Here is a 19,294-nt window from a genome sequence, read left to right as displayed (position 1 = left end):
TCCCCTTCAGGCCCTATCCTGCACGAGAGGCGGCAGGGTGGCCGGCCCTGCCCTGAGGAGGGCGCGGGATGAATCTACTGAGCCAGATTTTCGCCGGGACAACAGCTTTGGCCCTGATTGCCGTCGGCCTGGTGGAGATTTTCCTTCACGGTGATCGCCGTTTCTACCGGCTTTTTCTGATCAAACCTGAAGATGTCGCGGCCGTGCGCATGTGGGCGATGAACATTGGCGCCTACAACATCACCTTCGGGCTGGGCATCCTTGCAGGACTGTGGGTGTTGAACACCGCTGGCAACACTGCCGGCGGGTCAGCCGTAGTGATCTTCTGCTGCGCGGGCCAAATGCTCCTGGGGATTTGGCTATGGATCACGGAGAAGCGGCTGTTGTTCAGTGCTATCGGGCAGTCCCTCGGACCCGGCCTGGCTTTGCTCTTTTACGCCATGTTCCGGTAGGCACCGTTACCGGCCGGGGCTTTGCATAGGTTCGGCCCGGGGCTTTCCCGGCGGTCCGCGCTAGACTGGACCGATCATGAACGGTGCCCGCACCCGCCTTCTGGCCTGGCTCATTGTCCTGGCGGGTTTCATCACGGGCTGCACACAGACCGTCGGCCTTGACGCGGCACCCACTGAGCAGCCGCCGTCGACTGCCTCTGCGACGACGGCCGCGACCGAAGCCGCCATCGCCCCTCAGCAGGCGCCTGCAGCCGAGACCCCGCCACCGGTTCCCACCCCGGCCAGTGTCCCCCAGCCGTTCGCCCTCAACCTTTACCAGGAGGGGGACTTTGTTCCGCAGTACACCTTCGACTGGTGTGTTGCAGCGAGCATCCAGATCGCACATAACCTGATCGACGACACAGGGGGCGGCAGCTGGACCGATCCCGGCCAGCAGGGCGAGTTGTGGGAGAGGGCGCGCGCACATTCATCCAATTCGTTCAACGGCGCCAACCCGTTCGGCTGGGCGCAGGTCCTCACCGAGGCCGGGATGGGGCCCTACGCTGTGGTCAGCATTCCCGATTACGAGGATGCACTCCAGACGGCGGCACGTGCCATGGCTAGCACTGGCCGGCCCGTTGGGCTCGTTATGTGGAGCGGCCGCCACGCGTGGGTGATGAGCGGGTTTGAATCGGTCGGCGATCCAGGCGAGTTCCCGGACTTCACGGTAACGGGCATCCGCGTACAGGATCCGCTCTACCCCTACGGCAGCGGGCAGTGGGGTCCTTCCCCCGAACCTAACAGCCTCCTCACTCCGGAACAGCTGGCCACCCAGTTCGTGGCCCGCGAGCCGCGACGCTGGAGCAGCGAACTGCCCACCGGCTACCTGCTGGTGCTGCCAGGGGCGTAGAGCCCGGTTCACTCGCGGTGGTGAGCGTCAGCGAGGGCCGGTCGATATTTAGAGGATTAGCTGATACATGCGGTGGTCCTGCCACAGGCCGGCTATGCGGAGGTAGGCACGCGCCGTCCCATAGGCCTCGAAGCCGTTCTTGTCGAGCACCCTCTGGGATGCGCTGTTGTGCAGCAGGGTCGCGGCTTCGAGACGATGCAGGCCGAGGTCGTCCCTGGCGACCTTAAGGCCTGTGCCCACAGCCGCAGTCACAGTGCCATCAGGAAGTTCACGGGAGAAGTCCACCCCCTCACACTACCCAGCAGGCCGAAGCGGTCGATGCAGATGCTCATTGCGTCCCCAAGGACATTGGTTGACCCAGCGCTGGGAGTAGCTGCAATACTCTGACCATGGCGGTCTTCTTCGAATGCATAACGCGGACAAACAGGCAGCAATCCGAGTTGTTTGATCTTGCCCGGAGCATCGATATTCACAAAAGCTCAATGGCAAAGTCTCGCGAAGAAGCCGTAGCCGGTGTGACAACAGGGCTGATCTCCTTGAATGAGGAAGTGACGTGGCGGGCATGGCATTTCGGCATCCCGCTGCGGATGACCAGCCGGATTACCGAAATGCACGCACCTGACTATTTTGTTGATGAGCAGGTCAAAGGTCCGTTTCGCCGGTTCCGGCACGTCCATGGGTTCCGGCAGGATGCCGAAGGAACAACCATGGTGGATCGTGTCGAGTTCGCGGCACCGTTCGGAATCGTTGGACGGCTGGTCGAGAAGCTGGTGCTGGCCCGTTACCTCCAAAAACTGATCGAGACGAGAAATCAGCACCTCGCAGGTGTTCTGCAGCGGCCCTAGATCAAGATGCAGCCGGCCGATTGATTTCCTGCTGGAGCGGCAGTTCACGACACGCTACTGTGGGGGCACCCAGAGAAGAGGAGAGCCCGTGGGCAAGGTGGTCATGTATGGCTCGGTGTCGGTGGACGGCTTCATCGCGGACGTGAATGACCAGCCCGGACCGCTGTTCGACTGGTTGACCAGCGGAGATGTCCCGTTGGACGGGAGCGGCGTATTGAAGGTGTCGCAGGCGTCCTACGATTACACCCGGCCGTACTGGGACCGGATCGGGGTGACGGTTGCGGGCCGCCATGTCTTCGACCTGACCGACGGCTGGGATGGTACGCCTCCGAGCGGGATCGACCACGTGGTTGTGGTGACGCACCGGCCGCAGCCCGAGGCCTGGGATCCCGAGGCTCCGTTTTACTTCGTCGACGGCGTCGAGGCAGCCATGGCCAAGGCGCAAGAGCTTGCGGGTGGCCGCATCGTCGAGGTCGCCGCCGGTGACGTTGGTGGCCAGATGCTTGCCGCGGGCCTGGTGGACGAGGTGCGTATGGACGTCGTACCCGTCGTGTTCGGGTCCGGCAAGCGCTACTTCGGGTCGGTCCACGCACAGCACCTGTTGGAGGACCCCGACGTGGTTCTCCAGGGCAACCGGGTGCTGCACCTGAACTACCGGGTGCGCCGGTGACCGATCCGGGCGGGCACATGAAGACGGCGAAGTTGTGCCCAGCCGTCAGCCGCTGCTCCCGGCTTTAGTAGGCCCCCTACAAAATAGGGGCAGTCGCGCGGCGGTAACGTCGGCAGTACATTAGATTCCGCTTGTACAACCCCGACAGGACTCCCATGAGCAGCACCGACACCGCCGTCACGAACGCCCCCAAATCCAGGCGCCGCTGGAACGCCACCGACCTCGGCCTGATCGCCGTCTTCGCCGCCCTCGTGGCCGGCGCAGCCCTGGTGCCCGGCCTCGCCGTCAACGGGTTCGGCGTGCCCATCACCTTCCAGACCCTCGCGGTGATGCTCACCGGACTGGTCCTCGGCCCCGGAAGGGGCTTCGCCGCCGTCGGCCTGTACACCCTGCTGGGCCTCGCCGGCCTGCCCATCTTCAGCCAGGGCCGCAGCGGCCTGGGCATCCTCGCCGGCCCTTCAGCCGGGTACATCATCGCCTTCCCCATCGCCGCGCTGGTGGTGGGATGGCTCGCCACTGTAGTGATCCGCCGTGCCACCAAAGCCCGCACCCTCTGGCTCTTCCTGTCCGCCACGGTCACCAGCATCGTAGTGGTGCACTCACTCGGCGTCGCAGGCATCGCCCTGAACACCAAGGCCACTCTGGGCCAGGCCTTCCTGAGCGACCTGGTGTTCTACCCCGGCGACATCATTAAGAACATCCTTGCTGCGGTCATCGCCGTCGCCCTGCACCGCGCATTCCCGGACATCCTGGTACGCCGCGTCCGCCGCACCCCCGCCAATACCGCCGCCGCCACGCAGACCACCAAGGCCTAGGATTTCCCGCATGCCCGCAGTGACCTTTGACCAGGTAACGGTCGCCGTCGAGACAGATAACTCTCCGCACCCCAAAGTCCTCCTTGACGCCGTCGACCTCCGGCTCACGGAACGGCGCGTGGGCGTCATCGGTGCCAACGGCTCCGGGAAATCCACCCTCCTGCGCCTGGTCAACGGCCTCATCCAGCCAACAAGGGGCACGGTGGAGGTCGACGGCGACAATACAGTCAGTGCCGTCCGCAGGGTCCGCAGGAACGTCGGCTTCGTCTTCACCGATCCCCTCTCCCAGCTGGTGATGCCCACCGGCCGGGAAGACGTGGAACTCTCCCTCCGGCGCTCGGTAAAGAACGGCACCGAGCGCCGGAACCAGGCGGACGCAGCGCTGCAGCGCCTCGGGCTCCTGCACCTTGCAGACCAGAGCATCTACGAGCTCTCCGGCGGCGAACGGCAGCTGATGGCCCTCGCCGCCGTTCTCGCGGTGGACCCCAAAGTCCTGGTGCTCGACGAGCCCTCCACCCTCCTGGACCTCCGCAACCGCGAGCTCCTCTGCAGGACCCTGGCCGGACTGGACCAGCAGATCATCATGTCCACCCACGACCTTGACCTGGCCCTCGAAATGGACCGTGTGCTGGTGATCGAAAACGGCCAGGTCGCCTTCGACGGTGCGCCCGCCGCCGCCGTGGCCGCCTACCGCACCCTCTGCATGGACGGCCTGCACACCACAGAACCGAGCCCGCGATGAGGGGCCACGGCTTCCTCCTGGCCAACTACGTCCCTGGGAATTCCCTGGTCCACCGCGCACCGCTGGCCCTGAAGTTCCTCCTGGTGTTCGGCTGCGGCCTCGCCTCCTTCATCATCCAGGACTGGCGCATTTCGACGGCGGTCCTCGCCGTACTCTGCGGCCTCTTCCTGGTTACCGGCGCCGGCCTGAAACGGCTCTGGGGTGCCGTCCGGCCGCTGGCCGCAGTCCTGCTGGTGATCGGGCTCTTCCAGTGGTGGCAGCTCGGCGCACCCACGGCTGCGCGGATCGTCCTGAACATCCTGATCTGCGTAGTGGCTGCATCGCTGCTCACAGCCACCACACCGGTGCAAAAGCTCCTGGACGGCGTGGTCAAGGCAGCGACGCCCTTCAAAAGACTCGGCGCCGACCCCGAGCGCTTCGCCCTCACCATCGGCATCATGCTGCGCAGCATCCCCTACATCGCCGGCACCTTCGCGGATGTCCGCGACTCCGCCCGGGCACGGGGACTCGAGCGCAATCCACGGGCACTGATCCTGCCCGTGTTTATTACCTCCGTGGCCTTCGCCCGGCAGACGGGCGAGGCGCTCGCTGCCCGCGGCCTGGGCGAGGCGGAGGACTAAAGCGCCGATAGAGGCGGTTGGAAGCGTTCATACTGAAGCAACCCGGCGGTCCCCATGCCGCCGGCGATGCTGATCATGGCCAGCGCCAGGCTTCCCGGCGTGCCATTCCTGCGCGCCTGTGCGAGCAGCCGGGTCACCAGGACAGCCCCGGATGCACCGTACGCGTGCCCCAGGGCCAGCGCACCGCCGTCGAGGTTTACCCGTCCGGCGTCAATGCCCAGCTCGTCCAGGCAGGCCAGCGTCTGCGAGGCAAACGCCTCGTTGAACTCCACCAAATCCAGCTCTTCAGCGGTCACCCCCGCCGCAGCCAGCACATCCCGTGCCGCGGAGGCCGCACCAATGCCGAGCACCTCCGGTTCCACCCCGGCGGTGCCGGTGCCCAGCACCAGCAGCCCGTCGGGCATGCCCAGGTCCCGCGCGCGCTGCAGTGAAGTGATCACGACGGCGGAGGCGGCGTCCGCGTCGAAGCAGGAGTTTCCAGCGGTGACGGTCCCTCCGTCCACGAAAGCCGCAGGGAACCGGGCCATCACAGCGGAACTCAGCCCGCGGCGCGGTCCATCGTCCGCCGCAACCGTGCGGGTTCCAGCACTCAGCGGCACCAGTTCGCCGTCGAAGTATCCCGCCTCTGCCGCCGCCAGGGCCCTCTGGTGGCTGCACAGGGCGAAGGCGTCCTGCCGGTCCCTGCCGATGCCATACTTCCGGGCCACAGTCTCGGCCGCCACACCCATGTCCGGGTCGCCGAACTTCTCCGGCACAAACTGGGCCCGCGGGTAAAACTCGGGCCCGCCGTCGTCATTCCGGTGCGCCCGCAAAGGCGCCGTGCTGGTGCTTTCCACTCCCCCGGCCAGAAACAAGGGGTTGCCGCCTGCTGCCACCAGCCCGGCAGCAAGGACAATGGCGTCCAGGCCGGAACCGCACTGGCGGTCCACTGTGAGGCCGGGGACGCTGACCGGCAAACCGGCTTCGAGCAGTGCAAGCCGGGCCACATTTCCGCCGCCGCCCACGGCGTTGCCGATCACCACATCGGTTACGGCAGCAGGCTCCAGCCCTGCCACGATCTCACGCAGGACGGGCGCGAGGAGCTCGTGGGCGCGGAGTTTCCGCAATGCACCGTTGGTCCGGCAGACGGGCGTGCGCCGCGCAGCGATGATGACAGGCTGGCGGTTGGGCGGGAGGAGCTCAGGCGCCAAGGCTGTGGATCCTCGGGTCTCCCGCGCTGATCCAGTCCAGCAGCAGGTTCCGGCTGACTTTCCCGCGGTCGGTGGTCGGCAGTTCGGTGACCGAATAGTACTGGAGCGGCCACTTGTCGCGCGCCAGGATGCTCTCCAGCCCGGCCTTCAGCTGGGTGGCAGTGACACTACCGGCGGACGGTACAACCCCGGCCACAACGCGCTGGCCGCGCAGGTCGTCCGGCATCCCGGCGGCGATGGCGGCGGCCACCCCGGGCACGGCTGCGAGGGCAAGTTCCACCTCGTGCGGATAGACGTTCTTGCCGGCCGTAAGGATCATGTCCGCGCGGCGGCCCAGGATATGCAGCTCCCCCGCTTCGAGGTAGCCCTGGTCCCCTACGGTGAACCAGCCGTCGAAAGACCTGAGGGCCTGGCCGTCATCACCCCACAGGTAGCCATTGCTGACCATCCCGCTGCGCACACAAATGTTGCCGGCAGCACCGTCCGGCAGGAGTTCGCCCGAGTCGTCGAGGATCCTGACGTCCACACGGGGGAAGGGCCTGCCGATCCCGGTCCCGCCAACTTCGGCAGCTTCCCCTGCTGCCAGGCCTGCACCGGACACAAAGCTCAGCTCGGATGCGCCGTAGTACTCGTATATCGTGGCGTTGGGCGCCCAACGGCGGGCGGCCTCCAAAGTCCGCGCATCCAGCTTGGACCCCGCGCAAATGATGGTGCGGACGCCGGATGCATCCACGCATCCGGTCAGTCCACGTTCGCTCAGCATGCGCAGCATGGTGGGCACCAGCACCAGCCTGGTGACCCGGTCGTAGGTGATGGCCGCGTGGACGTCGCCGACGTCGAACGTTTCAAGGGTTTGGAATTCCGAACCTGCGTAGAGGCATTCGGACAGTGCGTACAGGTTCAGGCTTGCCGCCAGCGGGCCCGGCGCAAGCGTCACGTCGTCCTGGCCCAGCCCGAAGAACTCGATCGAAGCCTTGAACGACTCCTGCCAGGACCGCCGCGACCGCGTGAACGCCTTGGGGACGGAGGTGGTGCCCGACGTGAGGCCGATCAGGAAAGTGGCCTCCGGCCCGCCGTCGGCCAGCTCATCCTCCTCCGCGGACACGGCCGCCGGCCGGGCGGACGACTGGACCCGGCGGACAATGTCCTCCTGCAGGGTTTCGGGCCAGGCGGGATCGAGGACGGCGCATTGGCGCCCGCCGGCTACTGCGGCGGCGAACTTTACGGCGAAATCGACCGAGTTTGCTTCGCACAGGGACGTCACCGCTTTGGTGCCGGGAACCAGGGCGGCAGCGGCATCGCGGAGCTCCGCCCAGGTAAGACGGCGACCGGCGACCACGACGGCGGTGTCGTGCGGGCGCTCTTCGGCCCAGCGCTGGATGTGGTTGAGGAAAGGCATCGGATCAACTTTACCGGCGGGCACCGGTTGAAGTCCGGGCCCGCGGGTATTGTGACTTTATGAGCTTCAACGACAATGTGCAGCTGGATCCGTCACAGGTCCAGGACAGGCGCGGCATGGGCCGCGGAGTGAAGGTGGGCGGCGGCATCGGCGGCGGGCTCATCCTGCTGATCGCCACGCTCTTGGGTGTGAATCCGCAGCTGCTTGAAGGGCTGGCCGGGGCCGGGCAGGAGCCTCAAAGCCAGGGCACGGCACCGGCCTGCGAAACAGGCGCCGACGCCGACGCCCGGGTGGACTGCCGCATCACGGGCACGGTCAACAGCCTCAACGCCTTCTGGCCGGCATACCTGCAGCAGTACAACGTGCAGTACCCGCAGCCGGAGACAGTGATTTTCGAACAGGGGGTCAGCACCGGCTGCGGCACGGCCTCCAGCGCCGTGGGACCGTTCTATTGCCCCACGGATACCACCGCCTACTTCGACCCCGGCTTCTTCCAGGAGCTGGTGGACCGGTTCGGATCCTCGGGCGGCCCGCTCGCGCAGGAGTACGTTGTGGCCCACGAGTTCGGGCACCACATCCAGAACGTGCTGGGGAACCTGGACCGGGCACAGCAGGATCCGCAGGGCCCGGAATCAGGTGCGGTCCGCGTTGAACTCCAGGCTGACTGCTACGCCGGGCTGTGGGCAAGGCACGCCTCAACCCAGCCGGGCCCGGACGGCCAGCCGTTCCTTGAACAGCTCACCCAGCAGGACCTCAACGACGCCCTGTCCGCTGCCTCAGCGGTCGGCGATGACCGGATCCAGGAAGCCGCAACCGGCCGCGTCTCCCCCGAAGCCTGGACGCATGGATCCAGTGAGCAGCGCCAGCGGTGGTTCTACCAGGGCTACCAGACGGGCGACATCAACCAGTGCGACACGTTCTCCGCGCCTAACCTCTAGGGCGGGAGAGAGCGGGGAACGACGACGGCGGGCCACCTTTCCTCTGAAAGGTGACCCGCCGTCGTCGTACTTATCTAGATGTTGAAGCCGAGGGCCCGCATCTGGTCCTTGCCGTCGTCGGTGATCCGTTCCGGACCCCATGGCGGCATCCAGACCCAGTTCAGGCGCCAGTCGTCAACCACGCCGTCCAGGGCCTTGCCAACCTGCTCCTCGAGGACATCGGTGAGCGGGCACGCGGCGGTGGTCAGGGTCATGTCGATCAGCAGCGCGCCGTCCTCGTCGGAGTACTTCAGGCCGTACAGCAGGCCGAGGTCCACCACGTTGACGCCGAGCTCAGGATCGATCACATCCTTGAGCGCTTCCTCAACGTCCTCCAGGCTGGTGCGGGACGCGTTGATTTCGGTCATGGCGAAGTCCTTACTAGGCCTGGACCGCGGCGGGTGCAGCGGCGGCGCCGGCACCCTTGGCGTAACGGTCGTAGCCTTCTTCTTCCAGGCGGTCGGCGAGCTCGGGGCCGCCTTCCTCAACAACCTGTCCGTCCACGAACACGTGGACGAAGTCAGGCTTGATGTAGCGCAGGATGCGGGTGTAGTGGGTGATGAGCAGCGTGCCCATGTTGCCTTCGGCGTGCGCGCGGTTGACGCCTTCGGAGACAACCTTCAGCGCGTCGACGTCCAGGCCGGAGTCAGTCTCGTCCAGGACGGCGAACTTGGGCTTGAAGAGTTCGAGCTGCAGGATCTCCACACGCTTCTTTTCGCCGCCGGAGAAGCCTTCGTTGACGTTGCGCTGGGCGAAGTCGGCGTCGATGCGCAGCTGCTCCATGGCAGCCTTGACGTCCTTGGTCCAGGTGCGCAGGGCCGGTGCCTGGCCGTCGATGGCGGTCTTGGCGGTGCGCAGGAAGTTGGTCATGCTGACACCGGGGACCTCCACGGGGTACTGCATGGCCAGGAAGACGCCGGCGCGGGCGCGCTCGTCAACGCTCATTTCCAGGACGTCTTCGCCGTCCAGGGTGATGGAGCCGCTGGTCACGTTGTAGCGCGGGTGGCCTGCGATGGTGGAGGCCAGCGTGGACTTGCCGGAGCCGTTGGGGCCCATGATGGCGTGGGTTTCGCCGGTCCGGATGGTCAGGCTGACGCCCTTCAGGATTTCCTTGGTGCCCTGCTCCGTCTCAATGCTGACGTGCAGGTCCTTGATCTCAAGAGTAGACATATGTCTTGTTCTCCTCTGCACCGTGCCTGGCGGCTCCGGTGCGGTCTCTGTCTGGAAGTTGGTTCGTAAATCTGTGGTGCTAGCTGAAGTTTGGGGCTTCGGCGCCGTTGAGGATGTTGGTGAAGTCCACATAGACCTCATCGCCCCGCACCTCAACGGCGAACACGGGCACGGGATCGTAGGCCGGCAGCTGCAGCGGCTCGCCGGTGCGCAGATCGAACTGGGAACCGTGGCCCCAGCATTCGATGGCGCAGCCCTCCACTTCGCCCTCGGACAGTGAAATGTCCGCGTGCGAGCAGGTATCGCCAATTGCGTGGATCTCCCCCATGGAGTCCTTGACGATGGCCACCGGGTAGTCGTCGATCAGGATCCGCAGCGCCTGCTTCAGCTGGATTTCATCCACCTTGCAGACAAGCTCGCCCTTTGGCTGGTCAGTCATCTGTAAACCCGTGCTCCGTGCCTTCTAGTTGTCCGTCAGTGCGAGTTCGCGCTCAACAGCGTCGGTCAGCCGCTCCTCGATGGAGGGGACCTTGATCTGCTGGATGATCTCGTTCAGGAAGCCGCGGACCACCAGGCGGCGGGCAACATCTTCGGGGATGCCGCGTGCCATCAGGTAGAACAGGTGCTCGTCGTCCATCCGGCCGGTGGCGCTGGCGTGGCCTGCACCCTCGATCAGCCCGGTCTCGATTTCGAGGTTGGGCACGGAGTCGGCGCGGGCGCCCTCAGTCAGCAGCAGGTTGCGGTTGGCCTCGTAGGTATCGGTGCCTTCGGCTTCCTTGCGGATGAGGACGTCGCCAACCCAGACGGCGTGGGCGTTGCGGCCCTGCAGTGCGCCCTTGTAGAGCACGTTGGACTTGCAGTTGGCTACGGCGTGGTCGACGAAGAGGCGCTGCTCGAGGTGCTGGCCGGCGTCGGCGAAGTACAGGCCGAACATTTCAGCCTCGCCGCCGGGGGCGGTGAATCGGGCCGACGGCGTGACGCGGACCAGGTCGCCGCCGAGGCTCACCATGACGTGCTTGAGCTTGGCGTCGCGGCCGATCTTCGCCTGCTGGGAGGAGGCGTGGACGGCGTCGTCGTTCCATTCCTGAAGGGAGATGACCGTCAGGCTGGCGCCGTCTTCGACGATGATCTCCACGTTTTCCGAAACCACGGCGGAGCCCTTGTGGTTCAGGACTACAACCGACTTGGAGAATTTCCCGGCGACGATCACGAGGTGCTGGGCGGCGGCCTCGAGGGAGGTGCCTTCGATGTCGACGCTGATCTCCGTTGTCGCCTCGAACTCTGACGGGATGGTCAGCACGGTTGCGCCCGCGAAGTTCTCCCAGGCGTTGGCGGACACGCGGTCCTCGGGGATGCCGGCGGTACCGATGCGCTGGTCCTCGCGGCCGACACTTTCAACAGTGACCTGCTCGGGACCGTTGACCACCACGGTGGGTGCGGCGCCGGACAGGACCTCGGAGTGCAGCCCGCGGAGGCGCTTGAGCGGGGTGAAGCGCCAGTCTTCCTCCATGCCGGTGAGCGGCTTGAAGTCGGCCAGCTTGTAGGACGTGAGGCGCCCGGCGCGTGAGCTGTCCGGGATGCCGACGCCGCCGCCGTGGGAGTGGCTCTTGGCCGAATCCCCGGCGAGCGGTGCCTTGTTGCCCGCGTTGATGGGCGAAAGGCTCTCGCCTTCCTCGGTGAAGCCGTCGATGAACGGCTGGGCTGAGGGCGCGCCGATGCGTGCCTTTTCAGTAGTGATTTCAGTCATCGTTATCCGACGGACCCTTCCATCTGCAGTTCGATCAGGCGGTTCAGCTCAAGTGCGTACTCCATGGGGAGCTCGCGGGCAATCGGCTCGATGAAGCCGCGGACGATCATCGCCATGGCTTCGTCTTCGCGCATGCCGCGGGACATCAGGTAGAAGAGCTGCTCTTCGCTGACCCGGGAAACAGTTGCCTCGTGGCCCATTACAACGTCGTCCTCGCGGATGTCGATGTACGGGTAGGTGTCCGAGCGGCTGATGGTGTCAACCAGCAGTGCATCACAGCGGACGGTGTTGGCGGAGTGCTTGGCGCCTTCACGGACCTGGACCAGGCCGCGGTAGGCTGCACGGCCGCCGCCGCGGGCCACCGACTTGGAGATGATGGAGCTCTTGGTGTTCGGCGCGATGTGGACCATCTTGGAGCCGGTGTCCTGGTGCTGGCCTTCGCCGGCGAACGCGATGGACAGGGTCTCGCCCTTGGCGTGCTCGCCCACGAGGTACACGGCCGGGTACTTCATGGTGACCTTGGAACCGATGTTGCCATCGACCCATTCCATGGTGGCGCCCTCTTCGCAGATGGCACGCTTGGTCACCAGGTTGTACACGTTGTTGGACCAGTTCTGGATGGTCGTGTAGCGGACGCGGGCGCCCTTCTTCACGATGATTTCCACCACGGCGGAGTGCAGGGAGTCCGAGGTGTAGATCGGCGCGGTGCAGCCTTCGATGTAGTGGACGTAGGAGTCCTCATCGGCGATGATCAGCGTGCGCTCGAACTGGCCCATGTTTTCCGTGTTGATGCGGAAGTATGCCTGCAGCGGGATGTCCACGTGGACGCCCTTGGGGACGTATACAAAGGAGCCGCCGGACCAGACGGAGGTGTTCAGCGACGCGAACTTGTTGTCGCCCACCGGGATGACGGTGCCGAAGTACTCCTGGAAGATCTCCGGGTGTTCTTTCAGGGCAGTGTCGGTGTCGAGGAAGATGACACCCTGGCGCTCAAGGTCCTCACGCAGCTGGTGGTAGACAACCTCGGACTCGTACTGGGCGGCGACACCGGAAACCAGGCGCTGCTTTTCGGCTTCGGGGATACCCAGCTTGTCGTAGGTGTTCTTGATGTCCTCGGGAAGGTCTTCCCAGGTGGCTGCCTGCTTCTCGGTGGAGCGGACAAAGTACTTGATGTTGTCGAAGTCGATGCCGGACAGGTCCGCGCCCCAGGTGGGCATGGGCTTGCGGTCGAAGTACTTCAGGCCCTTGAGTCGAAGGTCGAGCATCCATTCCGGTTCGCTCTTCTTCGCCGAAATGTCCCGGACTACCTCTTCGTTGAGCCCACGGCGTGCGTTGGCGCCGGCGTCGTTCTTGTCGGCCCATCCGTACTCGTAGGTGCCGATGCCGTGGAGCTCGGGATTCTTTTCCAGAATCTCCGAGATCACAGTGTTTTCGGCTACCGCTTTCTCTGATAGTTGGTCCGTCATCACGGCCTTTCTTGCTGCTGGTTGGTTACTTCATTCAGGCTGGCGGGGGCTGCCGGGAGCTTTGTGGGCGCCTGGGCAGACAGCCGGCCTGTAGGAATATGGGTGGTGCAGACGTGCCCGCCGCGCGCCAGGGTGGAAAGCCGGCGCACGTCCACGCCCACCAGCCTCGAGAACACCTCGGTCTCCACGTCGCAGAAAACGGGGAACCGGGCGGCGAGCTGCTGGATGGGGCAGTGGCCCTGGCACAGCTGGACGCTGGAGAGGGCCGCCGGGAGCGGAGCCTTGGCCTCGATGGAGGCTGCCGACGCGACGAAATTATCACGGCTCAGCGCCTGGGCCAGCGCCCTGGCGCGGTCGGTGACGTTCGGGCCGGCCTTTTCGATTTCGGGCGCGTAGCGGCGCTCCATCTCGGAGAAGCGTTCGACGGCGAAAGCCCGGACGGCGTCCGGGCCCGCCATTTTCTGGAGCTGCTGGAGAGCCAGAGCGGCGATATCAAGGTAGTCGTTGCCGAGGCTGGACTGGCCCTGCGAGCTGAGGACGTAGCGGCGGGCGGGACGTCCCGCGCCCGCACCCGACCTGGCCACGCGCTTGACTTCGATGACGCCTGCGCGGGACAAATGGTCCAGGTGCCGCCGTACGGCCGCCGGGGTGAAGCCCAGCAGGTCGCCGAGCTCGGCGGCGCTGACAGGTCCGTGTTCCAGGACGGCGGACAGGACCCGGTCCCGGGTGCGCTCGTCGGCGTCGGCCACCGGACCGGCGGCCGGGCGGCCGCGGTCTGCGGGAGCCTCAAGGGCCCCGTGCCCGGCAACGGGCACAGCAGTAGCGTGGGTCATGGAATACACAACACAATAGTGTCGTAATTTAGTCCCGCGTTCCAGTAAGGGCAGGCTGACCTGTGCTGCGCTTTCCCCGTTCCCGAAGGACCGGGGAAAATACTACATCCCGTAGAATACTGGGGTGCGATCCCCCCAATCCCCGGTTCTGTCCATCAGCGGGCTAGTTAAGGATGTTGGCCCGCTTGCCAGCCTGGACGGAAAAATGCTCCGGGTGGTGAGCGGCGTCTCTTTCATTGCCGAGCGCGGCCAGGTGACCGCGCTGCTGGGTGCCAACGGCGCTGGAAAAACCACCACCCTCGAGTGCGCCCAGGGCCTCCAAAAGCGCAGCGGAGGCACTATCTCGCTGCTGGGCCAGGACCCCGCGACGGCCGGGGCGGACCTGCGCTCCCGCGTCGGTGTGATGCTCCAGGACGGCGGGCTGCCGCCGTCGTCCAGGCCCGTTCCGCTGCTGCGGCACATCGCCGGGCTGTACGAACGGCCGTGGCCCGTGGACGACCTGATCCGGCGGCTGGGCATCGATACCTTCAGCCGGACCACTGTCCGCCGGCTCTCCGGCGGGCAGAAGCAGCGGCTCGCCCTGGCCGCGGCGCTGATCGGCAGGCCGGAAGTCCTGTTCCTGGACGAGCCCAGCGCCGGATTGGATCCGCAGTCCCGCCAGCTTGTGTTCGATCTGATCACCGAGCTTCGGGATGCGGGGATGGGGATCGTCCTCACCACGCACCTGATGGACGACGCCCAGCGCCTGGCTGACTACGTTTACATCATCGACGGCGGCCGGAACGTTGCCGAGGGAACCGTGCAGGAACTGCTCCAGCGCAATCCCGGCGTGGAGGCCGGCGCCGAACACGTCCGGACACTTGAGTTTGAAGCTGCTGCGGGATTGGATTTCGACGGCGTCCTGCCGGACGGCATCACCATCTCCGAGACCCGCGCCGGCAGCTATTCAATGACCGGCAGCCTGACTCCCGCCCACCTCGCGGCCCTCGCCCGGTGGTGGGAGGCACACAACATCATGCCTGCTTCCATGAGCCTGCAGGCGCGTAGCCTTGAAGACGTCTTTCTGGATATCTCGGGAAAGGACATCCGATGAATGCGACAGCCTCCGGCGCCGCTTCCGCTGATGCCGGCAGCGCACCCATGGCCGCGCTGGGCGGAGTGTCCGGGGCACAGCGGCCCGCCTCCCTGCTGCGCCGCGTGCTGCTGCAGGGCAAATACGAGGCCCTGGCCATGCTCCGCAACGGCGAGCAGCTGATCCTGGCGGTGGTGCTGCCGCTCCTGGCCCTCGTAGGCCTGACCGTGACGCCGTTCCTTGACGGAATGGGCGGCAGCCGCGTGGACGTGGCGGTCCCCGGGATCCTTGCGCTGTGCGCGATGTCCACGGCATTCACCGGCCAGGGCATCGCCACCGGCTTCGACCGCCGTTACGGCGTGCTCCGCTTCCTTTCCACCACCCCGCTGGGGCGCGGCGGCCTGATCGCCGGCAAGGCACTCTCGGTTATGGCGGTGCTCTGCCTGCAGGTCGCCGTCGTCAGCACAGTGGCATTTGCCTTGGGCTGGCGGCCTGCCGCGGCCGGGTGGGCCCCCGGGCTGTTTCTCCTGGTCCTTGGCGCGGCCGCCTTCACCGCGCTGGGCCTGCTGGTGGCCGGGACAGTCCGGCCGGAAGCGACACTGGCCATCACCAACCTCCTGTGGATCCTGCTGGGTGCCTTGGGCGGGATTGTCATCCCCGCCGAACGGTTGCCCGCCGGCCCCCAGTCGCTGGTGCATTTCCTGCCCTCCGGCGCCCTCGGTGAATCCCTGCGCGAAGCTTTCCTTGGCGGTGCGCTCGACGGCGGCGCCGCCCTTATCCTGCTGCTTTGGACGGTCATCGCCGGGGCAGCAGCCATCCGTTGGTTCAAGTGGAATTGAGATATCCGTGAGCACGGCGTCACGCCTCCCCCAGTTCGTAAACCGCCTGTCGTCCCGGCTGCCGCGCAGCGTGGATGTCCGGGTGCGGCGCCTTGCCGTAGCTTCGCTGATCGGGCAAACCCTCCTGGTGGTGACCGGCGGAGCGGTCCGTCTGACGGCCTCCGGCCTGGGCTGCCCCACGTGGCCCCGCTGTACCGACAACTCCCTGGTGAACACCCCGGAAATGGGAATCCACGGGTTCATCGAATTTGGGAACCGGCTCCTGACCTTCGCCCTGGCGGCAGTGGCGGCTCTGATGCTGGTGTACTTGTGGAACCTCCGCAAGGAGCGCCGCGACCTCTTCCTGCTGGCCCTTGGCCTGCTGGCCAGCATTCCGGCCCAGGCCGTGATCGGCGGCATTACGGTACTGACCAACCTCAACCCCTGGGTGGTGGGACTGCACTTCCTCGTGTCCATGGCCCTGGTGGTGTTTGCCACGCTGCTGGTGAACCGCGCCTTCGGCCGGACCGGCCGGTTCCAGGCTGCCCGGCACCCAGCCCTGCCGGGGATCATGCGACCGGTGACGGCCGCCGTCGCGCTTTTTTCCGCCATTGCCGTGATGCTCGGCGTGGTGGTCACCGGCGCCGGCCCGCACGCCGGCGACGCCGATGCTCCGCGCAATGGGCTGGACTGGGACCTGTTCTCCCACATCCACGCCGTGCCGGCCTACCTGATTACGGCCGGGACCGTTGTCGCGCTGGCGCTCGTGGTCATGCGGCGGATTAGCGGGCCCTTCCGAACGGCAGTCCTGGGACTGCTGGGAGTCACCGTCCTGCAGGCCATCATCGGCTTCACCCAGTACTACAACGGTATTCCGGCCCTCCTGGTGGCAGCCCACATGCTCGGGGCTGCGCTGCTGATGGTGGCGTCGACCAACGCCTGGGATCTCGCCAAAGCGAGCCCGGTGGAGTAGCTCTCCGCCGCTCTTTAACGACGCGCCCCCGGTTCGTTTCGAACCGGGGGCGCTCCTATTCCACCGCTGATGCACTAACCGCAGGCGTGTTCCTCGCCTGTCAGCGGGCGAACGCCGGGGCAGCGGATTGTGCGGCAGCCTGGGCAGGATCCAGGAACTGGATGCCGTCCGGCTCCACCAGCAGCACGCGGGCCGTGGCGATGTCGTAAAACAGGCCGGTAGCCTGCACCCTGCCCGCGGCGAGTTCAGGGCCGACCACCGGATGGCGCTCCAATTTGCGCAACTGGACGGCGACATTCACCATGGCCAACTGGTCCACCCGGTTGTAACCGGCAGCCTCAGCGGCCACCGCCACGGGATGGTCCGCGAGTTCCCGGTAGCTGGGGCGCGAGTGGTTCAGCCAGGCATCGAAGCCGGCGCCGAGCGAGGCGTTGCCGTTTCCCTCGGCATCCGCGATCAGCGCCTTCATCGCACCGCAGTTTGAGTGGCCGCCGATGACGATTGAATCCACATCGAGGGCCTTCACCGCGAAGGACAGAGCCGAATCGATCGACGCGTCCTGGCCGTCGTGGCACACCACGTTGCCGATGTTCCGCAAGGTGAGGAGATCGCCGGGCCCGCTGCTGGTGATCAGGTTCGGGTTCACCCGGGAGTCAACGCAGGCAACAAACAGGGTGTCCGGGTTCTGGCCTTCCACCAGGTCCTGGACGAGGGGTTTGACCTGGTCGGCGAAGCGGCGGTGGTATTTGTTGATCCCGTCAAGGAGGGATCCGAGCGGCCTGGCTTCCCTGCCCGCCGGGCCCGCGGTTCCGTCCACGGCGGACCCGGCGGACTGCCAGGAGTTCCTGGGCGGAAGCGGAAGCTCCCGGGCTTCCTGCCGCTGCGGTGTCCGGTGTGCGGCGTCCTGGAAGAGGGTGTTTCCGTGTTCCTCAAGGAGGACAGTCCCGCCCGCCGCTTCGTGCTGCTTCTGCCAGGCGATCAGGGCCTCGCGGAAGGCATGGTCCACGTAGTCCGCATTCAGCTCCACCACCGCGTCGGTTCCTGCCGGAACCGAGTGCAGCACCCGGTTCAGCCGCGGCAGGGCGAAAAAGCTGCATGAGCCGCCGATGGTGACGCGCCAGGGGGCCGACGCCGAAACGGGCTGGTGTGCGTGGACTGCGGCCCGGAGCACACGCCACAGCACGCTGGCCGCGGCAAGGGCCAGGCCGATCATGACGCCTTCGAGCAGGTTCAGGAATACCACGCAAAGGAGGGTCGCCACGTAGATCAGGAGGTCGCCGGTGCGCAGGCTGGTGCGGATGTCGGCAACCTTGATGAGGCGGGCGCCGATGATCACCAGCAGCCCGGCCAGGACGGACAACGGAATCAGCTGGATCAGTCCGGCAAAAATGGCGGAGAACGCCAGGACCCACACGCCATGCAGGACGGCGGAGGCGCGGGTGGCTGCTCCTGCCTCCACGTTCGTGGCACTGCGGACAATCACGCCGGTGACCGGCAGGCCGCCCAGGGACCCGGACAGTATGTTGGCGGCCCCCTGGCCCACGAGCTCCCGGTTAAGGTTGGTGCGCGCCCCGGTATGCATTTTGTCCACGGCCACCGCGGACAGCAGGGATTCGATGCTGGCGATCAGGGCCATGGAGATGATGGCGAAGGCGACGGCACGCCAGTTGCCCTCGGGCAGTTGCGGCAGCGCGACGGCGTCGAAAATTGACCCGTCGAAGGAGATGCGCTGGACGCCCGGGGCGAACGCAACAGAGAGGGCGGTGCCGGCAACGACGGCGGCCAGCGGCCCGGGAACGCGGCGAACCGCTGCCGGGAGGTACTTCCAGCCCAGCAGGATGCCGACGACGGTGAGCCCCAGCAGGGCCGCGTGCAATTCGACGTTGGTAATGGCCGCAGGCAGTGCGCCGAGGTTCTCCAGGGCGGATCCGGCCGGCTGGGAACCCAGCAGGACGTGGATCTGCTGCAGGATGATGGTGATGCCGATGCCGGCGAGCATCGCCTTCACCACCACGGGCGAGACGGCCAGCGCGGCGCGCCCCACCCGGCTGATGCCCAGAAGCAGTTGGACGACGCCGGCCGCAGCGGTGATCGCGCAGGTCACCTGCCAGCCGAACTCCTGGACCAGGCCGGCCACCACAACGGTGAGCCCCGCCGCGGGCCCGCTCACTTGGAGCGGGGACCCGCCAAGGCTGCCGGCCACGATGCCGCCGATGGCGGCGGCGATGAGTCCGGCCATGATAGGCGCCCCGGACGCTGCCGCTATGCCGAGGGAAAGCGGGAGGGCTACCAGGAACACCACGAGGGACGCCGGGACGTCGGCGCCGAGGTGCTTCAGGAAGCCGGGCCGAACGAACTTCCGGGCGTTCTTTCCTGGTGTGGGCGGACTGTGGACCGTGGTAGGGACGGTGGAGGGATCGGGCGCCTGTGCCATGGATTTTCCTTTGCTCGCGGGCAGGATCCATTCCACAGTAACCAGATCATCACGGTGTCTGACATGAAACGTGACGGATATGACAAACTTGTCAATCTCTTGAAGAGAGTACGACCCTTCGGGGAACTTCACGGGAGTGCTGGTCGTTGCGGTCCGACAAAACAGCGCGCCACCTGGAGGAG

General features: G+C 66.2%; 21 protein-coding genes. 11 read left to right on the top strand and 10 right to left on the bottom strand.

Annotation, left to right across the window (positions count from 1 at the left end):
* The first annotated feature begins 68 nt into the window (after positions 1-68).
* Both AC3A4Z_RS02185 and AC3A4Z_RS02180 read left to right on the top strand, forming a co-directional pair.
* The gene (locus AC3A4Z_RS02185) at positions 69-452 is read left to right on the top strand and encodes a DUF1304 family protein (RefSeq protein ID WP_498709750.1); all 384 of its coding nucleotides are present in this window, start codon (positions 69-71) and stop codon (positions 450-452) included.
* Positions 453-528: 76 nt separating this feature from the next.
* Positions 529-1,341 carry a hypothetical protein gene (locus AC3A4Z_RS02180; RefSeq protein WP_498709748.1) on the top strand — a complete coding sequence of 271 codons (813 nt, stop codon included), beginning with the start codon at positions 529-531 and terminating at the stop codon, positions 1,339-1,341.
* A 48-nt stretch (positions 1,342-1,389) separates the two neighbouring features.
* Here the strand turns inward: AC3A4Z_RS02180 and AC3A4Z_RS02175 are convergent, their stop codons facing one another.
* Positions 1,390-1,626, bottom strand: a complete 237-nt coding sequence (locus AC3A4Z_RS02175) for a GNAT family N-acetyltransferase (protein WP_498709747.1) — start codon at positions 1,624-1,626, stop codon at positions 1,390-1,392.
* Between the two features lie 104 nt (positions 1,627-1,730).
* Here AC3A4Z_RS02175 and AC3A4Z_RS02170 point away from each other — a divergent pair, with 104 nt between their 5' ends.
* From AC3A4Z_RS02170 to AC3A4Z_RS02150, 5 genes are all read left to right on the top strand, one after another.
* Positions 1,731-2,186 (top strand): SRPBCC family protein, encoded by a 456-nt coding sequence (locus tag AC3A4Z_RS02170; RefSeq protein ID WP_498709746.1) that lies wholly within the window; start codon positions 1,731-1,733, stop codon positions 2,184-2,186.
* A gap of 88 nt (positions 2,187-2,274) precedes the next feature.
* On the top strand, positions 2,275-2,856 hold the full coding sequence (locus tag AC3A4Z_RS02165; RefSeq protein WP_498709745.1) for a dihydrofolate reductase family protein: 582 nt from the start codon (positions 2,275-2,277) through the stop codon (positions 2,854-2,856).
* Between the two features lie 155 nt (positions 2,857-3,011).
* Positions 3,012-3,671, top strand: a complete 660-nt coding sequence (locus AC3A4Z_RS02160; RefSeq protein ID WP_498709743.1) for a biotin transporter BioY — start codon at positions 3,012-3,014, stop codon at positions 3,669-3,671.
* A 10-nt stretch (positions 3,672-3,681) separates the two neighbouring features.
* Positions 3,682-4,413 (top strand): energy-coupling factor ABC transporter ATP-binding protein, encoded by a 732-nt coding sequence (locus tag AC3A4Z_RS02155; protein ID WP_498709740.1) that lies wholly within the window; start codon positions 3,682-3,684, stop codon positions 4,411-4,413.
* Positions 4,410-5,033, top strand: coding sequence for an energy-coupling factor transporter transmembrane component T family protein (locus tag AC3A4Z_RS02150; protein ID WP_498709738.1), 624 nt, complete (start codon positions 4,410-4,412; stop codon positions 5,031-5,033). Before AC3A4Z_RS02155 ends, AC3A4Z_RS02150 begins: the two co-directional genes overlap by 4 nt.
* Here the strand turns inward: AC3A4Z_RS02150 and AC3A4Z_RS02145 are convergent.
* Together AC3A4Z_RS02145 and AC3A4Z_RS02140 are read right to left on the bottom strand one after the other, a co-directional pair.
* On the bottom strand, positions 5,030-6,223 hold the full coding sequence (locus tag AC3A4Z_RS02145; RefSeq protein WP_498709736.1) for a thiolase family protein: 1,194 nt from the start codon (positions 6,221-6,223) through the stop codon (positions 5,030-5,032). The two genes, AC3A4Z_RS02150 and AC3A4Z_RS02145, sit on opposite strands and share 4 nt — an antisense overlap.
* Positions 6,213-7,622, bottom strand: coding sequence for a class I adenylate-forming enzyme family protein (locus tag AC3A4Z_RS02140; RefSeq protein ID WP_498709735.1), 1,410 nt, complete (start codon positions 7,620-7,622; stop codon positions 6,213-6,215). Before AC3A4Z_RS02140 ends, AC3A4Z_RS02145 begins: the two co-directional genes overlap by 11 nt.
* Positions 7,623-7,681: 59 nt before the next feature.
* Here AC3A4Z_RS02140 and ypfJ point away from each other — a divergent pair, with 59 nt between their 5' ends.
* A complete protein-coding gene (gene ypfJ, locus AC3A4Z_RS02135) occupies positions 7,682-8,560 on the top strand; it encodes a KPN_02809 family neutral zinc metallopeptidase (protein ID WP_498709734.1) in 879 nt (292 codons plus the stop codon).
* 74 nt (positions 8,561-8,634) lie between these two features.
* Here the strand turns inward: ypfJ and AC3A4Z_RS02130 are convergent, their stop codons facing one another.
* From AC3A4Z_RS02130 to AC3A4Z_RS02105, 6 genes are all read right to left on the bottom strand, one after another.
* Complete coding sequence (locus tag AC3A4Z_RS02130; protein ID WP_498709732.1) at positions 8,635-8,967, bottom strand: metal-sulfur cluster assembly factor; 333 nt, start codon at positions 8,965-8,967, stop codon at positions 8,635-8,637.
* 13 nt (positions 8,968-8,980) lie between these two features.
* Positions 8,981-9,769, bottom strand: coding sequence for a Fe-S cluster assembly ATPase SufC (gene sufC / locus AC3A4Z_RS02125; RefSeq protein WP_050055328.1), 789 nt, complete (start codon positions 9,767-9,769; stop codon positions 8,981-8,983).
* Between the two features lie 79 nt (positions 9,770-9,848).
* Complete coding sequence (locus tag AC3A4Z_RS02120; RefSeq protein WP_050055329.1) at positions 9,849-10,208, bottom strand: non-heme iron oxygenase ferredoxin subunit; 360 nt, start codon at positions 10,206-10,208, stop codon at positions 9,849-9,851.
* Positions 10,209-10,232: 24 nt separating this feature from the next.
* Positions 10,233-11,516 carry a Fe-S cluster assembly protein SufD gene (gene sufD / locus AC3A4Z_RS02115; protein WP_498709730.1) on the bottom strand — a complete coding sequence of 428 codons (1,284 nt, stop codon included), beginning with the start codon at positions 11,514-11,516 and terminating at the stop codon, positions 10,233-10,235.
* Positions 11,517-11,518: 2 nt separating this feature from the next.
* A complete protein-coding gene (gene sufB, locus AC3A4Z_RS02110) occupies positions 11,519-12,982 on the bottom strand; it encodes a Fe-S cluster assembly protein SufB (protein WP_050055331.1) in 1,464 nt (487 codons plus the stop codon).
* Positions 12,982-13,824: a helix-turn-helix transcriptional regulator gene (locus AC3A4Z_RS02105; protein ID WP_498709728.1), complete on the bottom strand. Its 843-nt coding sequence runs from the start codon at positions 13,822-13,824 to the stop codon at positions 12,982-12,984. Before AC3A4Z_RS02105 ends, sufB begins: the two co-directional genes overlap by 1 nt.
* A 115-nt stretch (positions 13,825-13,939) precedes the next feature.
* On the opposite strand from AC3A4Z_RS02105, the gene AC3A4Z_RS02100 reads away from it, so the two are divergent.
* The 3 genes from AC3A4Z_RS02100 to AC3A4Z_RS02090 are packed head-to-tail and all read left to right on the top strand — an operon-like array spanning position 13,940 to position 16,678.
* Positions 13,940-14,908, top strand: a complete 969-nt coding sequence (locus AC3A4Z_RS02100; RefSeq protein ID WP_498709727.1) for an ABC transporter ATP-binding protein — start codon at positions 13,940-13,942, stop codon at positions 14,906-14,908.
* Between the two features lie 47 nt (positions 14,909-14,955).
* A complete protein-coding gene (locus AC3A4Z_RS02095; protein WP_498710065.1) occupies positions 14,956-15,726 on the top strand; it encodes an ABC transporter permease in 771 nt (256 codons plus the stop codon).
* A gap of 7 nt (positions 15,727-15,733) precedes the next feature.
* Positions 15,734-16,678, top strand: coding sequence for a COX15/CtaA family protein (locus AC3A4Z_RS02090; protein WP_498709726.1), 945 nt, complete (start codon positions 15,734-15,736; stop codon positions 16,676-16,678).
* Positions 16,679-16,778: 100 nt separating this feature from the next.
* On the opposite strand, the gene AC3A4Z_RS02085 is transcribed toward AC3A4Z_RS02090, so the two are convergent.
* Positions 16,779-19,112, bottom strand: coding sequence for a SulP family inorganic anion transporter (locus AC3A4Z_RS02085; protein ID WP_498709725.1), 2,334 nt, complete (start codon positions 19,110-19,112; stop codon positions 16,779-16,781).
* Positions 19,113-19,294: the final 182 nt, after the last annotated feature.

The organism is Arthrobacter sp. Soil_C_49 (genome assembly GCF_057656635.1).
This window is presented reverse-complemented; position numbering and strand designations above follow the sequence as displayed.

Coding starts and splice junctions, on each gene's coding strand:
- AC3A4Z_RS02185 (WP_498709750.1), top strand. CDS start 69: ATGAATCTACTGAGCCAGATTTTCGCCGGGACAACAGCTTTGGCCCTG.
- AC3A4Z_RS02140 (WP_498709735.1), bottom strand. CDS start 7,622: ATGCCTTTCCTCAACCACATCCAGCGCTGGGCCGAAGAGCGCCCGCAC.
- AC3A4Z_RS02095 (WP_498710065.1), top strand. CDS start 14,956: ATGGCCGCGCTGGGCGGAGTGTCCGGGGCACAGCGGCCCGCCTCCCTG.
- AC3A4Z_RS02085 (WP_498709725.1), bottom strand. CDS start 19,112: ATGGCACAGGCGCCCGATCCCTCCACCGTCCCTACCACGGTCCACAGT.
- sufD (WP_498709730.1), bottom strand. CDS start 11,516: ATGACTGAAATCACTACTGAAAAGGCACGCATCGGCGCGCCCTCAGCC.
- AC3A4Z_RS02180 (WP_498709748.1), top strand. CDS start 529: ATGAACGGTGCCCGCACCCGCCTTCTGGCCTGGCTCATTGTCCTGGCG.
- sufC (WP_050055328.1), bottom strand. CDS start 9,769: ATGTCTACTCTTGAGATCAAGGACCTGCACGTCAGCATTGAGACGGAG.
- AC3A4Z_RS02120 (WP_050055329.1), bottom strand. CDS start 10,208: ATGACTGACCAGCCAAAGGGCGAGCTTGTCTGCAAGGTGGATGAAATC.
- AC3A4Z_RS02150 (WP_498709738.1), top strand. CDS start 4,410: ATGAGGGGCCACGGCTTCCTCCTGGCCAACTACGTCCCTGGGAATTCC.
- ypfJ (WP_498709734.1), top strand. CDS start 7,682: ATGAGCTTCAACGACAATGTGCAGCTGGATCCGTCACAGGTCCAGGAC.
- AC3A4Z_RS02130 (WP_498709732.1), bottom strand. CDS start 8,967: ATGACCGAAATCAACGCGTCCCGCACCAGCCTGGAGGACGTTGAGGAA.
- sufB (WP_050055331.1), bottom strand. CDS start 12,982: ATGACGGACCAACTATCAGAGAAAGCGGTAGCCGAAAACACTGTGATC.
- AC3A4Z_RS02170 (WP_498709746.1), top strand. CDS start 1,731: ATGGCGGTCTTCTTCGAATGCATAACGCGGACAAACAGGCAGCAATCC.
- AC3A4Z_RS02155 (WP_498709740.1), top strand. CDS start 3,682: ATGCCCGCAGTGACCTTTGACCAGGTAACGGTCGCCGTCGAGACAGAT.
- AC3A4Z_RS02160 (WP_498709743.1), top strand. CDS start 3,012: ATGAGCAGCACCGACACCGCCGTCACGAACGCCCCCAAATCCAGGCGC.